This is a genomic window from Bacteroides sp. 41_26 (assembly GCF_949740115.1).
Taxonomy (GTDB): Bacteria; Bacteroidota; Bacteroidia; order Bacteroidales; family Bacteroidaceae; genus Bacteroides; species Bacteroides nordii.
In genome coordinates this window covers 1-16,005 of the sequence record NZ_CATJGZ010000131.1, presented here as the reverse complement: position 1 = coordinate 16,005, position 16,005 = coordinate 1, and the positions used below count along the sequence as shown (strand labels likewise).

The 16,005-nt window shown below is 39.4% G+C and carries 9 protein-coding genes; 1 reads left to right on the top strand and 8 read right to left on the bottom strand.

Annotation, left to right across the window (positions count from 1 at the left end):
* Positions 1 to 138 precede the first annotated feature (138 nt).
* From QX565_RS19725 to QX565_RS19715, 3 genes are all read right to left on the bottom strand, one after another.
* The gene (locus QX565_RS19725; protein ID WP_221651334.1) at positions 139 to 972 is read right to left on the bottom strand and encodes a RhuM family protein; all 834 of its coding nucleotides are present in this window, start codon (positions 970 to 972) and stop codon (positions 139 to 141) included.
* A gap of 72 nt (positions 973 to 1,044) precedes the next feature.
* Complete coding sequence (locus tag QX565_RS19720; RefSeq protein WP_221651333.1) at positions 1,045 to 2,589, bottom strand: type I restriction-modification system subunit M; 1,545 nt, start codon at positions 2,587 to 2,589, stop codon at positions 1,045 to 1,047.
* Between the two features lie 17 nt (positions 2,590 to 2,606).
* Positions 2,607 to 5,426: a type I restriction endonuclease subunit R gene (locus QX565_RS19715; RefSeq protein WP_289294062.1), complete on the bottom strand. Its 2,820-nt coding sequence runs from the start codon at positions 5,424 to 5,426 to the stop codon at positions 2,607 to 2,609.
* Positions 5,427 to 5,881: 455 nt separating this feature from the next.
* Here QX565_RS19715 and QX565_RS19710 point away from each other — a divergent pair, with 455 nt between their 5' ends.
* Positions 5,882 to 7,768 (top strand): sensor histidine kinase, encoded by a 1,887-nt coding sequence (locus tag QX565_RS19710; RefSeq protein WP_289294061.1) that lies wholly within the window; start codon positions 5,882 to 5,884, stop codon positions 7,766 to 7,768.
* A 33-nt stretch (positions 7,769 to 7,801) separates the two neighbouring features.
* Here the strand turns inward: QX565_RS19710 and QX565_RS19705 are convergent, their stop codons facing one another.
* The 5 genes from QX565_RS19705 to lnb all read right to left on the bottom strand — a co-directional run bounded on the left by QX565_RS19705 (position 7,802) and on the right by lnb (position 15,756).
* Complete coding sequence (locus QX565_RS19705) at positions 7,802 to 8,248, bottom strand: hypothetical protein (protein WP_221651330.1); 447 nt, start codon at positions 8,246 to 8,248, stop codon at positions 7,802 to 7,804.
* A 63-nt stretch (positions 8,249 to 8,311) separates the two neighbouring features.
* Positions 8,312 to 9,409, bottom strand: a complete 1,098-nt coding sequence (locus QX565_RS19700; protein WP_221651329.1) for a DUF6340 family protein — start codon at positions 9,407 to 9,409, stop codon at positions 8,312 to 8,314.
* A gap of 204 nt (positions 9,410 to 9,613) precedes the next feature.
* Complete coding sequence (gene secA, locus QX565_RS19695) at positions 9,614 to 12,928, bottom strand: preprotein translocase subunit SecA (protein ID WP_221651328.1); 3,315 nt, start codon at positions 12,926 to 12,928, stop codon at positions 9,614 to 9,616.
* A gap of 48 nt (positions 12,929 to 12,976) precedes the next feature.
* Entirely contained in the window at positions 12,977 to 14,551 is a 1,575-nt protein-coding gene (locus QX565_RS19690; protein WP_221651327.1) for an alkaline phosphatase family protein, read from the bottom strand.
* Positions 14,548 to 15,756 (bottom strand): lipoprotein N-acyltransferase Lnb, encoded by a 1,209-nt coding sequence (lnb, locus tag QX565_RS19685; RefSeq protein WP_289294060.1) that lies wholly within the window; start codon positions 15,754 to 15,756, stop codon positions 14,548 to 14,550. Before lnb ends, QX565_RS19690 begins: the two co-directional genes overlap by 4 nt.
* Positions 15,757 to 16,005: the final 249 nt, after the last annotated feature.

The window sequence follows — 16,005 nt, the reverse complement described above, 5'->3', positions numbered from 1 at the left end:
TTTTCCCATTCCCCTTCAAACTCCTTAAATCTCAAATTAGGAAACTTTTTGTTATTGTTCGTATTATGCTTCATCTTGATTATTTATAAATGTCAATCTATTGCATTAAGGTTTTTCAGCACTCTATTTGTTGTCATATTATATAACTCCTTTGATTTTTGCCAATAATTCATCAACGGTAATATCACTCATCAATGCAAAAGCGAACCATTTTTTACCTAAATCTTTAACTGATGCTCCAAGGTGATATACTTTTTCGTCTATTAGTAAGAAGCGATCGTGCGCCAGATTGAATATGTCTACCTGAATCGGGGGATATTGGGTATTGTGTTTATCTATATCCAGTTGTAACTGTGCTGTGATTCGCTGTGTGTAGATTGTTGCTGTAACATTTGCGTTACGTTTATCCAAGAGTGTGAGTACTGACTCATCTACATAGTTGTCTATCAGAATAATCGATGTTTGGGCACTCTTTACTAGATTAGCTACAAATTTATACGCATCGAAGATCTGTCCATTATAGAAAATTCCTTCAATTGGAGGTAACGTAGTGCGGACAAAGAAATCAATTTTATCTTCAGTTTGGGCTACTCGTTGTTCTAATCGTTCCATACGATTGTTTATCGAATAACCTTTCAGTAAAAAGTCTTTTAATACCTTATTTGCCCATTGACGGAATTGAGTTCCACGAAGAGACTTAACGCGATACCCAACAGATATAATAACGTCCAGACTATACATTTTTATAGGTTTATCTGAATTTGCAATGTGCAAAAAATGCACATTGCTTTTTTCGTCGAGCTCATGCTCTTTAAATACGTTATTAATATGCCTCGTTATGACGGTACGGTCTCGTTGAAAGAGCTCCGATATTTGTGCTTGTGTCAGCCAAACCGTTTCATCTTCCATTCGCACTTCTATTTTAACCGTTTTATCAGGTTGGTATAAGATGATTTCATCTTGGTTATCCATATTCCTTTATTTGTTACATCTCAATCGAACTGTTCAGTATCTTCGGACAGTAGGATATGATACTACTTGTTTCTATTCTACTAATCCCAATTCTCGCAGATACACTTCAATTTCCTTATCCAATTCAGTACGTTTGGCTTCCAGGCCTTTAATATCTGCCATAACCTTCTTGATATCTATAGGTTCTTCTTCTTCAAATGTATCTACATAGCGAGGAATGTTTAAGTTGTAATCATTTTCTTGAATCTCTTGGAGTGTGGCGAGATGGCTGTATTTTTCTATTTCCGTACGTTTTTGATAGGTTTCAATAATTTTACGGATGTGTCCTGGACGAAGTTTGTTTTGTGTTTTTATCTTTTCAAATTCTTTACTTGCATCAATAAAGAGAATATTGTCATCTTCTTTACGACATTTCTTCATTACAAGAATGCAAGTGGGGATACTTGTGCCATAGAAAATATTAGCTGGCAAACCAATGATAGCATCAATGTAGTTCTTCTTCTCAATGAGAAATTGACGGATTTTACCCTCAGATGCTCCACGAAACAAAACACCGTGGGGAGCTACGCAAGCCATTGTTCCACCATCGTTCAGATGATAGATCATGTGGAGTATAAAAGCGTAGTCAGCTTTTGATTTAGGAGCAAGTACACCTGCTTTACTGAAACGGTCGTCATTGTTGAATTTGTCGGCAGCACTCCAATCGGCAGAAAATGGAGGATTGGCCACCACGGCATCAAACTGCAGTTCTTCAAATTCATCAGACTCAAGGGTATCGCCATTACGAATATCAAAATCGTTATACTTCACACTATGCAGAAGCATGTTCATTCGTGCAAGATTGTAGGTCGTGGGATTCTTCTCTTGACCGAAAATAGTATCAGCATTGCCATTTTTGGCTGTACGAAGTAGTAGAGAACCACTGCCACAAGTAGGGTCGTAAACCGATTTCAATCGCGTCTTTCCGGTAGTTACTATATCGGCTAATATTTGGCTCACTTCTTGGGGAGTGTAGAATTCACCTGCTTTCTTGCCTGCTCCAGCGGCAAATTGACTAATCATATATTCGTAGGCATCGCCCAAAATATCAATATCCGAAGCTTTCTGCAAACCGAAATCAATACCATCAAGAGCTATCAGTACATCGCTTACCAATCGGTTTTTATCTTCAACAGTTCTCCCCAATTTGGGAGAGGTTAGGTCAAGGTCGGAAAACAAACCTTCAAAATCATCTTCGCTGTCTTGACCGATGGTACTGTCCTCTATTTTTTTAAGAGAACGTTCCAATGCAGGAAGAATATTTTCTTTTTTTCTTATTAGGGCTATAACAGTAGAGTATAGAAATTCAGGCTCTACAAAATAACCAAGGTCCTGAATACAAGACTCTTTGATCTCTTTTTTCAGTTCTTCGTCGTTTGATGCCCAAGCCTGTTGAAAGCTTATTTCGTCTATTCGTAATTCATTGTTAACATGTCGTTCTATTTTTTCGGATAAGTACTTGTAGAAGATGAAACCAAGAGAGAAATACATAAAGTCGCTTGCCGACATATTTCCCCTCAATGTATTGGCAACCATCCACAGTTGGTTACGCAGTTTTTGCTGTAATTCTTCGCTCATATATTTTATTCTTTCTTTTATTCCCAACTAAACATCTCAATAATAGCATGTAATCTGCCCATTATATGTTTAAGTAAATGACGTTTCTCTTTAAATCCTACTTTCTTCTGCTCAATCGCTTCCTGAATGATTTCGGGCTTTTCGCGTTGTAAGTAATCATATTCTGCAAGGAAAGACATTAAGGATTCTATATTGATGCCTTCTTCCTCAGAAAGCTGTTTGACAGCTTTTTGTCGTGCTTTGGTTATATATTGGCTCAGTTTGGCTTCCAAATCTATTTTTTCATCGGCTTTTGCATCTTTAAAGCCTTCCTTATCTTCGTCCACATTTTGTTGTATGAATTCATCTATCAATTTGGCTTTATTGCGCATAGCAGGGTCTTTTATCATTGTGTCGATGATGCTTTGGCGCTTTTCTTTATAATCATTTTCATCAGGATTCAAGTTTGCAATCAATTCGAGTATGTACGCCACGTTAATGATATCGCTGTGAAGTAATTCCAGACAGAAATCAATATCTTCCATTGTTTTGGGCTCAGCATAAGGAATTTCGGGTTCGGCAGCCACTCCTCCTATAATCTCTTCTTTTATATTACCAATAGCTATGTCCAAATATTTGCTTCTGAAATCCATATACTCCTGCTCCGACATTAAGAAATATGGATCATCCTTTTGATATTCTTCATAAATTTGCACCTCAATTTTCTTTTTAATAATATCCCGGAATGCCAGTATAAACTCTCGTTTATCGTATTCACTTTGTAATGCATCTACATAAAATGGGGCGGGATACTTCTTCAGGAATGAAATCATTTTGAGATTTAACTCTTTCTTTACCTTGTCAAAAGGTTCACGAATAATGATTTCGTTGGGACAGTTGTTGCTGAATAGCTTGATAGACTTATCCACATTACTTTTCAAGTTGCGAAAGCAGACGATTTTGCCAAATCGCTTTTTCTCGTTCAGTATGCGGTTGGTTCGGCTAAAGGCTTGCAATAGTCCGTGGTATTCCATATTTTTATCCACATAGAGTGTATTGAGCTTTTTTGAGTCAAAACCGGTTAGAAACATGCCTACTACCAAACATAAATCCAAAGATTCCATATCTGCCCGTTTCTTTTTCAAACGCAGGTTGATATCGTCATAATAGGCTCGAAAGTTGTCTGTGCCGAAGGCTGTACCATACATTTCATTATAATCGTTCATAATGTCTTGCAGCTCATCGGCATCTACTTTCTGATTGCTAAAATTTTGGTTCATGCCTGTTAAGTCATCGTCTTGGTCACCATTGTCGGCATAAGTAAAAACTGCACCAATTTTTATTTTCGGTTTTAGCTCTTTGAATATCTTGTAATATTGCAATAGCATAGGTACGGACTGAACAGCAAAGAGGGCATCATATTCTCCTTCAAAAGTAGATTTGTTATAATTATTTAGAATAAATTGAGCAATCTCTCTCATTCTATTTTTGTTTGTAATATCTACTGTACTGCCTTGTACTTCATAATATTCCACCAGGAAACCTAATACATTTTCATCGGCAATGGCATCTTTTATGAGATACTTATGCAAGCAGTTGCCGAAGATTTCTGCTGTAGTGTGCCCCTGTTTGGCATTTTCCTTAAAGATGGGTGTTCCTGTGAATCCGAATATTTGCAAATGATTGAAGAATTTCACAATATTTTTGTGGCAATCACCGAAGTGACTTCGGTGACACTCATCGAATATCATCACTATGTTCTGCTTCCTTACTTCCTGCAAATATTTATTGTAATAATCCTTGGTGACGGCACAATTCAGCTTTTGAATGGTGGTAATGATAATTTTTGAGCTTCCGCTTAATCTTTTTATCAATTCACGGGTATCGTCGGTGTTGTCAACTGCTCCTGGTTCAAACGATTCATATTCCGATTGTGTTTGTGTGTCTAAGTCGTGTCTATCCACCACAAACATTACTTTGTCTATTCCATCTATTTCAGATGCTAATTGAGCCGCTTTGAATGATGTTAAAGTTTTTCCTGCCCCCGTTGTGTGCCATATATAGCCATTTTTATTCGTGTTTTGTACACGGTCGATAATTTTTTCAACAGCGTAATACTGATAAGGCCGAAGTACCATCAAGCATTTGTCTCCTTCGTGCAGTACAATATACTTGCTAATAATCTTTCCCAACGTACATTTATCAAAGAAAAAAATGGCAAACTGGCTGAGATCATTAAACGGATGATTTTCCATATCCGTCCAATTGAAAGTAAATTTATAACCCGAATTGGGATTGTTGGCAAAGTAACGAGTATCTACTCCATTTGAAATGACAAATAGCTGAATGTAGTCGAATAAACCACAGAATGAAGTCTTGTGATAACGTTGTATCTGGTTATAGGCTTGTTTTAGCTCCATACCTCTCTTTTTCAGTTCTATTTGTATCAAAGGAAGCCCATTTATTAGGATAGTGACATCATACCTGCATTTCTTTCTACCCTCTACTGTTATCTGGTTGGATACTTGAAACTCATTCTGACACCATTTCTGTTTATTGAGGAATTCTACCCAGATATGTTGCCCATCGTCTGTATTGAGTGTGTAGATATCTCGTAATTTTTTCGCTTTTTCAAAACGTGTACCACCTTCCAAATAAAGAAGAATGCGGTCGAATTCAGCATCAGTAAATACTGTCTTGTTATGGCGTTGAAGTTCTTTTTGATTGTGTTTTTCAAGCTGAACTTTGAAATTTTGTTTCAAATTGTCTTCTTCTTTGAGAATGACATATTCGTAGGCATTGTCTTGTAATGTCTTTATCAATCCATTCTCCAATGCTTGTTCGCTTTGTGTGACCATAGATTACTTATTTTTATTCAATAATGTACATCTGTCAATATCCGGAGCTACTTTTATGCGAATTATATTTTCTATAAATTATCAAATAATAGATGTAGTGTGCAAATGTATTATTTTTATTTCTATTATGTGAAATGAATAAAAATAATTTATGATCAAATGTTTGATTATTGAAAATAATACTCCATTTATTTTATAAATAGGCAAAGTTCTGATAGAAAATTCTCCTTTTCTGTATATAATTGCTGAAATATAAACTGGTTTGGATTACATTTACAGTTAATGAGATTTATACTTGGTCTTTTGAAATCCATTAAACATGTCTAAGCATTCAGGTAAAGAAAGCATAAACCGATTTTATAGAAGTAGAAAGGCATTCCAAAATATTGGGATGCCTTTCTTTTTTTTATCAAAATAAATTTTACCTTTGCCTCTGTAATAAAAACAACAAACAAATGAAACAGGCAACTCTATTATTGTCTTTTATTGCTTTACTACTATGCGGCACAAGCTCTTCTATATTTGCTCATGGCAACAATGGAGATGAGATTTTATTTTTGAATTCAATAAATTTTAATCTTCCCTGGGCAAAGGCTATGTACTGGCATGCCAGTGAAGACTTGGAGCGGAAAGGGTTCGATGTAAAAGCCGAGTCGTTATCAGTACCTGCTCTGAGAGACCAAAGTGAAGTAGATGCGGTATTGTTGCATTTGAAAGAAAAATATCCGCTTCCTCCAAAGTTAATAGTCATGATAGGTGATCCGGGCTGGATTGTATGCCGGGAACTTTTTGATGGAATATGGAAAGATGTTCCTGTAATTATAACCAATTCCCGTGAATATTTGCCGGCTACGCTCGAAGTACTTTTGTCTCACGAACCATTGACTGCAGCCAACTCTGTTTCGGCGGATGTCTGGCGGAAGGGATACAATGTCACTTTTTTGCGTCAGGTTTATTATGTCAAAGAAACGATAGAGTTAATGCGGAAGATAATGCCTGAAATGAAGCGTATTGCTTTTATTTCAGACGATCGTTATATTAGTAAGATGGCTTGTTCGGACGTAGAGAATGCTGTGGCGAATTTCTTTCCGGATCAGGAACTTCATCAGCTGTCTACGACTTTTCTTTCCACTGAGATGCTGCTGGATACACTGCGTAGTTATGATCATACTACCGGCCTTATCTACTATTCCTGGTTCGAATCTCACAACCGGAATGATAATAACTATCTTTTTGATCATTTACAGGACATTATTCATAATTTTGTTCATACTCCTCTGTTTTTGCTTGCTGCCGAGGATTTATCCAAAGATACTTTTGCAGGTGGTTATTATGTTTCTTCCGAATCTTTTGGAAATTCATTACTTTCTGTGATCTATCGTGTATTGGATGGAGAATCTCCCTGTGATATTCCCGGAACGGATGGGGGCATACCTTCTGCTACTCTCTGTTATCCGGTGTTACAAGAGCATGGTATCCCCGAATCCCTTTATCCGAAAGACGTGACTTATGTGAACAAACCAGCCCCTTTTCTGGAGCAGTATGAGAAGCAGTTACTTTGGGCGGGTATTTCTCTTCTGGTAATAGTGATTGCTGTTATTTATTATATTTCTATTCTTAAAAAGGCATATGGTCGTCTGAAAGAGGCAAAAGAACAGGCTGAAGTAGCCAATCAGTTAAAATCAGCTTTCCTTGCTAATATGAGTCACGAGATTCGTACACCTCTGAATGCCATTGTGGGTTTTTCTAATATGTTGCCTCATGTTGAGGAAAAAGAAGAGATGGAGGAGTATGTTTGTATTATTGAGAATAATACAAATTTACTTCTTCAGTTGATTAGTGATATTCTGGATATGGCGAAGATAGAGGCCGGTACATATGATTTTCATGAAACGTATGTGGATGTCAATTCGATACTGGATGAAATAGAACAAAGTATCCGTTTGAGAATTAAGAATAAAAAAATGGATCTCATTTTTGAAGAACGCCTCCCGCAATGTGTATTATATGCTGACCGGAACAGGTTGATACAAGTAATAACCAATTTTCTGACGAATGCTATTAAATTCACGGAAAGCGGGACGATCACAATGGGGTATCGTTTGAAAGATAAACATACAATTTATTTCTATGTTTCTGATACCGGATGTGGTATGTCTGATGAACAGTGTCAACATGTATTTGAGCGATTTGTGAAATACAACTCATTTATTCAGGGTACAGGATTAGGATTATCTATCTGTAAAATGATAATTGAAAAAATGGGCGGAAAAATAGGAGTCGACTCAACACCAGATAAAGGCTCTGTATTTTGGTTTACTCTTCCTTATCGACAAGAATAATTCTTTTTTTCCTGTCGGTAAAGGAAGCTTTTATTATTTTTCAAGTAATTCTTTCAGAAAAGTATCCAATTCTTCATCCAGACCTTTTAATAGTTCGTCATTTACAAGCAGTGTATCATCATCTATCAGAAGTAATTCGGCTACTGTTTCTCTGTCTTCGTCTACTAAAACAAAAGAGTAAGGTTTGAGGATTGTTAGCTTATCAAAATCTCCATTGTCCTTCATTCGGCAAAGAATAGGGCGGAGGACACGTTCGGCATTCTCATAAAAATCATCACTTTCATATGCAGACCATTCGTCAATGGTCACATTGACCAATTCGTCATCTTCGTCATCGAAGATGGATAGTTCGCCGGAATTCTGATTCGGCTGTATGTGAATATCTGTAACGATTGTTTGTTCGCAGCCGCAAGTAAACTTTGCGACTGCTTTTCGTATAGCCGATTCGATTACAGATTGTGATTGTTGACTCAGTTTCATTGGTTTTCCTCCTTTTATTTAGATCAAAGGTATAAAAAAAATGCAAATCCGACTATATTTTGATTAAAAATCATCATTAAATCGGTTCATTTGCATATTTAATGATGACAATCCGGCTGTCCGTTTCTGTAACTCTACCACATAAAGGCTGGTCATTACGTAATTCGGTATTTCGGATATGTCTACATTGTCTTTGTTTCTTTGGTCTATTTTATCTATTTTATAAGCTAATTCTTGAGCTTTTAGTGCCCATGTTTCGGCTTGTTCCAGTTCATCTTTTATTTCGTAGTAAACAGCAATATTGTATGCAGACTGCATTTTCTTTTTATCACTTTTCGCTGTATTGAAAGTTTGTTCCCAAAGTTTGAAGGCCTTGTCCCATGAGTTCTCACGGACGTATATGGCAGCGTCACGCATGTTTACGGAACCATTGTTGTAGAGATTGCGGGTGGCTGATGTCCAGTAGGGAAGGAGGTGCTTTACTGGAATTGTACCGGCAAACTCCGAGGCTTCTTGTTGTATCTGAGAATCCTGGATAAGGTGAGTCTGTACGTACGAACTTGTGTTGCCAAACTCTTCCCAGAAAATACTGTCATTGGGAGCGACGGTCAACATCGGATTTTTACGTTGGGGAATATAGATTCTAATCGTAGGATACACTTTCACATCTACACTACCATAATAACAACTCCAATCAGGAATATAACGAATCGTTTTGGTCGCTTTTAGCTGAAGGTTTTCCAGTGAGATCAAAAAGTCAACATCCAGACTTTCTGTCAGGTCCTTTACTTCTTCCCGAGTAAGTGTTTCTTCACGTGCAAATTTATCATTAGCACGCAGAGCAGAGTCACAAATGATTACTTCATCAAAATAGTTTTGGTTTGCTATACCTTCAGCCAATGATTCGGCCGCTATTTTGGCATCTCCATTGTTGTAAGCAACGGCACGGGCTATCTCATCGTCTTTCCGTGATCTGTCCGATTCTATCCATTTATTGTCAGGCACGCTACTGGTATTATTGACAATCGCGACCCGACGCAGTTCGGGAGGAAAGTTTATTTCCGCAGGCATCATATATTCGATAGGGATTTGCTCTATTGTTTGGCAAGAACTGAATGCCAGACAGAAGAGTAACAATAGCGTGAATGAGTATTTTGCCATAGTTTTGCTTTCTTTTTCAGCAAAAGTACGATTTTGTATGAATAAAAAAAAGTTCAAAACAATATTTAATTGTTTTGAACTTTTTTAGTAGTAAATGGGGAAGAAGTCAGAAGCCGGTAATTAGTAGTTGGAATGCCTTCGGCATGATAACGCTTACATGCTGCATAGATTCTAACTACTGACTTATTTACTAACTACTGAATCTTACGCCCTTCCGTGGCAATTTTTGTATTTTTTACCGCTACCGCAAGGACATGGATCGTTACGTCCTACTGTCTTTTCTGCACGTAGGGGCTCACGCTTTACAGCTTCGCGGGTATCCTGCTGTGCAGCAGCCTGTTGATTCGGATCGTTCAGGTCTTGTTTCTGTTCACGATATTTACTTAAATCCTGGCGACGTTCGGGAGCTGCTTCACGCACTTCTACACGTTGTGCCTGTTCGGGAGCTTCCTGTACCGGGATTTGTCCGCGCATCAGGATAGATACAGTCTGGTTATTGATCTTGTTTACCATAGTATCAAACAAGTTCACTGATTCCAGTTTATAGATCAATAACGGATCTTTCTGTTCGTAGCTTGCATTTTGTACTGAATGTTTCAATTCATCCAGTTCACGAAGATTTTCTTTCCATGCTTCGTCAATTACATGAAGCAGGATTGATTTCTCGAATGATTTCACTACCTCTTTAGACTCGCTTTCGTAAGCAGCTTTCAGATTGCAGGAGATGTTGTACATACGTTTTCCGTCCGTGATAGGAATCAGAATGTTTTCGTACATATGTCCCTGGTTCTCATATACCTGTTTGATTACAGGATTTGCTATTTGTGCCAGACGTTCACTTTTACGTTTGAAGTTAGCCATTGCTTCATCAAAAGTTCTTTCTGCCAGCTTTTCTTTCTTCTCACTACGGAATTCTTCTTCTGTGAAAGGAGCATCCATAGCCAATGTCTGAAGAAGGTCAAACTTACAGTTTTCATATTCTGCATTGTTTTCAATGGCTGCTGCACAACGGTCCCAGATCATATTTACAATGTCCATACCGATACGTTCGCCCATTAACGCATGGCGACGTTTCGTATAAACAACTGTACGTTGCTTGTTCATTACGTCATCATATTCCAGCAAACGTTTACGGATACCGAAGTTATTTTCTTCCACTTTCTTCTGTGCGCGTTCAATGGAGTTTGAAATCATCTTATGTTCGATCATTTCTCCTTCCTGGAATCCCAGTCTATCCATAACACCGGCGATGCGGTCGGAAGAGAAGAGGCGCATCAAATCGTCTTCCAGTGATACGAAGAATACAGAAGAACCCGGATCACCCTGACGTCCGGCACGACCACGCAACTGGCGGTCTACACGGCGGGATTCGTGGCGTTCTGTACCAATGATAGCCAAACCACCGGCAGCCTTAACTTCCGGACTCAGTTTGATGTCGGTACCACGACCTGCCATATTGGTAGCAATAGTCACCGTACCTTGTAAACCTGCTTTTGCCACAATGTCAGCTTCCCGCTGGTGTAACTTCGCGTTCAATACATTGTGCTCAATCTTACGCATGGTCAACATCTTGCTCAGCATTTCGGAGATTTCTACCGAAGTAGTACCTACCAGTACCGGGCGGCCGGCATTGACCAGTTGTTCTATTTCCTCAATGACGGCTTTATACTTTTCGCGTTTTGTTTTATAAACGCGGTCGTTCATATCTTTACGGGCAATAGGGCGGTTGGTAGGGATAACCACTACATCGAGTTTGTAGATATCCCAAAGTTCACCTGCTTCTGTTTCGGCAGTACCGGTCATACCCGATAGCTTGTGATACATACGGAAGTAGTTCTGCAATGTGATGGTAGCAAAAGTTTGTGTGGCAGCTTCTACTTTAACACGTTCTTTAGCTTCGATAGCCTGGTGGAGTCCGTCCGAATAACGACGACCTTCCATGATACGGCCTGTCTGCTCATCAACAATCTTCACCTGTCCGTCAATTACAACGTATTCGTCGTCTTTCTCAAACATGGTATATGCTTTCAGCAACTGATTGATGGTGTGTACGCGTTCCGATTTGATGGCATAGTTGGTCATCAGGGCATCTTTCTTTTCCAGTTTCTGCTCGTCGCTCAGATCCTTCTCATTTTCCAGTTCAGAGAGCTGTGCTGCGATATCCGGCAATACAAACAGAGTAGGGTCGTCAGAATTACCTGTGATCAGGTCAACACCTTTGTCCGTCAAGTCTACGCTGTTCATCTTTTCTTCAATAACGAAATACAATGGGTCAGTAGCCTCATGCATACGTTTATTGTTCTGTTCCATGTAGATCTCTTCTGTTTTCAGCATACCAGCTTTGATACCCTGTTCACTCAGGAACTTGATCAATGCTTTGTTTTTGGGTAATGCCTTATGACTGCGGAAGAGAGCGAGGAATCCTTCTTCTACCTCTTTCTTATCATCTGATGCGATTAATCTCTTAGCATCTGTCAGATATTTGGTAGCCAATACTTTCTGGGCTTCTACAAGACGTTCTACCAATGGGCAAAGAGATTCGAAAAGCTGGTCTTCACCTTTAGGAACGGGACCGGAGATAATCAACGGAGTACGCGCATCATCAATCAATACCGAGTCTACCTCATCGACAATAGCATAGTTGTGTTGGCGTTGTACAAGGTCTTTGGGACTGATAGCCATATTGTCGCGCAGGTAGTCGAAACCAAATTCATTATTTGTACCGAAAGTGATATCAGCCAGATAAGCCTGACGGCGTGCATCTGAGTTTGGCTGATGACGGTCAATACAATCAACGCTTAATCCATGGAACATATAAAGCGGTCCCATCCATTCGGAGTCACGTTTTGCCAGATAATCATTCACTGTTACTACATGTACACCATTTCCTGTCAGCGCATTGAGGAATACAGGCAGGGTAGCCACCAGGGTTTTACCTTCACCTGTTGCCATTTCAGCAATTTTTCCTTTATGAAGTACTACACCACCAAAAAGCTGTACATCATAATGGATCATATTCCATACCGTATCATTTCCACCGGCATTCCAGTGATTCTGATAGATAGCTTTGTCTCCTTCGATGCGTACGAAATCTTTGGTTGCGGCCAGTGTACGGTCAAAGTCTGTGGCAGTTACCACAATTTCTTCATTTTCGGTGAAACGTCTGGCCGTGTCTTTTACAATAGAGAAAGCTACCGGGAGTACTTCTTCCAGTGCTTTTTCATATATTTCGAGTATCTCTTTTTCGAGTTTATCAATCTGAACAAATACCTCTTCACGATCTTCCAGTTCTATTGACTCAATGCTTGCTTTCAGTTCTTCCACTTTGGCACGTTCCTGGGTAGCAGAGTTGTAAATGTATTGTTTCAGTTCTTGTGTTTTGGCACGAAGTCCATCATTATCCAATTTTTCAATCTCAGGGTAAGCGGCTTTGATTTTGTCTACCCAAGGTTGAATTTCTTTCATGTCTCGTGTGGATTTGTTTCCGAAAATCGAGCTCAAAAATTCATTAAATCCCATTTGTGTATTATATTTATTATTATTTACTAAGTTGAAAAAAGTGTGTTTTTACCGTATGGTAAGTGGAGTTGAAGAGCAGGCATTGGGAGCCCGTATCCTCATAGTATGAGCCAGTGTTGGTGCGATATGGCCTACACTTACAGGTATTTCTATAATTTCCGGTTTCACCGAGTTACCAAAAAACACAAGTGGTACCGGGATATGTGCACTACGGATTATTCTGTTTTCCGTCGGGTTGGATTCATTGACAATTGTCCATCCCGGAAGCACTTCAATGAGCAGGTCTCCCGAACGTTTGCGGTGAAATCCGTTGCGTATCAGGTCTATTTCCGGTGTCCATGAGCCTAATAGCAGGCGTTGTGCCGAATATGCTTCGTTTACGCCACTAAATTGCATCAGGAAGTCGGCTGCTTTATTCTGTATTTCAGAAAGATCGAGTTGTTTTTTCTCTATCAGTTTGTGATTGAGATATATTTGCTGGTCATAATAAGCTTCTACATATTGCCCTTCGCCGTAAGTAGCCATCAAAAACATATTCAGCAGAGCTGCACAACGATTCAGGTGGAATTCTCCTCCGGGAATGCGGTAAAGTCCATGATCGGCCGATTCTGTGTCCACGTATCCGGTAGAAGTAATGCAGAAAAGTACATTTTGAAGTCCGATCTTTTTGTCGATCACATCCAGCAGGTGGGCAATACTGCGGTCCAGTCTTACGTATGTATCCTGCAATTCCATAGCACACTCCTGCGAGGTTTTATGAGCATAATTACCGGCATAATACATTAGCGAAAGCATGTCCGGTACTTCATCTTTTCCTATATTACTCTTATCCAGTAACTCTTCGGTCAGTAAATTTACTTCGTCATTAACGAACGGACTGGCTATCAGTCTGCGGAACTTATTTCTCCGGTCATCATCAAATTTATATTTGAAAGGGGTGTCTCTCCATTCCGGCAGGTAAATATATTTCTCCATGGGATGAACCGGTGTCCATGTCATATCTCCGATACGGAAATCAACAGCCTGACGATCATTATATTGGCTAACCCACCAGGGAAATTCTGTATAATAAGTGGTGCTACACCATTTTCCGGTATTGCTATTCAGCCAGAAAGCACCGTTACCGGCATGTCCTGCTGCAAATATGGCAGCATCACGGAAAGGGGCAATAGCGTATACCAGCCCTTTGTTGCGTGTAGCTATTTTAAGTTCATCGGCGATAGTGGAAGTGAGCAATAGGGCAGGAGAGCTACTTTCGTCTGTGTAGTTTCCCATAAACGCCGGATCGTCCACACAGTTAATAGGGCGTAGTGTCGAAATATCCAGCCATTGATTGGCGGTAATTCCGTTCATAGAAGGCGTTGTTCCGGTATAAATGGCAGCTATAGCCGAGGCGCGGTCTACTTTGCTGAAATTATATTCCGTATTACGAAATACTTTGCCTTCTTTCCAGAGTCTTTTGAATCCTTTTTCGCCATATAGGGAGGAGAAAGCTTCCAGATAGTCTGTACGCAGCTGATCGATGGTCAGGCCTATCACCAGTTTTGGAGTAGCAGGTAACGGCTGAGCCTGTAGCCCGGTAATGGTAAGTACAGTAAGTATGGAAGTCAGTAATCCTTTCATTTCGTTTTTTTATAAGTCAAAATAAGATTGCTTGCTGAACGTATCAACAAACTGAGTGCCAAAGGTACGACAGCTAAATCAATTCTTTGCGGTATTACCGGAAAAAGCAGTATAAAAAGTGTTAAAACAATACAGTTTAGCATGTGGTACCAACATTTTCGTCCTTTTCTGGCAGCATTTACAATGATTGGCAGAAAGATAAGCTCTCCCGGATGGAATACAAAAAGCAGATAATTGGAACTGACAGCAGGATGTTCTGAAAACAGAGCGAGGAATGCAATAATACAACCGGCAATGCCTGCTACGCCAAACAATATGAGATCAATTCCCCAAAGTCCTCTTTTCTTTCGGATACCATAGATGCTGGCACCTGCTACAACGATAAACAGAAGCAGTGCCGATCTCATTGGGGTGAATATATCCGCGATACTTATTTGGGCAGGTGATGAATTATCGTCTTCACAATTGATAATTAGTTCTGTATCTGCCACCAGTGGCTTTTCATTCCTATTATTCGTGATTTTTGCTGTTTCAAATGCATTTTTCAGATAAAACGGGGCAAACATCATTTGTCGGCTTGTAATGGGGCGGTCTGCTTCGCTTCCGATGCAAAAGTCAATACCGAATTGTGCCCATGGATGCCCGTTGGTATATTGGTGTACAATGTCGCGGAATGATTTCGTGCCGTCTTTCTCCGGATAGTTGTAAATCACTTTTCCCTGTATACTTTCTTCTATTTTATCCCGTGGGCGGGTAGCACAGTTATCGTAGAAAAAGTTATACCGGTACACCCGGTTTTCCGGTCGGCTGTTTTCTATCAGTAGCGCAAGGAGTTTTTGTTTTTCTTCCGGAGTCAGGTTGAGTGTTTGTTGCCATACACTACGTTCATCGAAGATGTATTCGGCTGCGAACCGGTCATAGTTCATCCCTCCGAGAATGTAATCAGTCTGTCCCAGCGCAAAGCGAAAAATAAAATTAGGTGCGCCGAAGTTGAATATTCCGTAATTGAATACCCAATCAATGCCTTTAGATGGCTCTTCATAACGGATGGCAGTATGTCCGAAATAAGAATAGATCTCTTCTCCGGGAGCACATGTCAGCAAACTGAGACGAATGGAATCCGCGTTATTATCCGGTGTTCCTTTGCCATTTGTAGCCAGGCACAGAAGGAACAATATCAATATTATTTTTATTCTTTTCATCATGAGGATTGTAAGACTGATACCTCTATTTTTTTGCAAAGATAATGCAAACCGAGAGTAGAATAAAATGAACTCGTTCATTTTTTATGCCAAGGTGCAGCATATCTTCGCTTTTTTAGCAAAAAAAGGAAATAAAAATTGAAATAGATAAAGTTGACTTAATACAGATTTACTTTACACCGTTTTAACATTATAAAAATTCATATGGCAAGTAAAGTATTTCCTCGTTGTAGGTATAGTTTAGATTTTAAA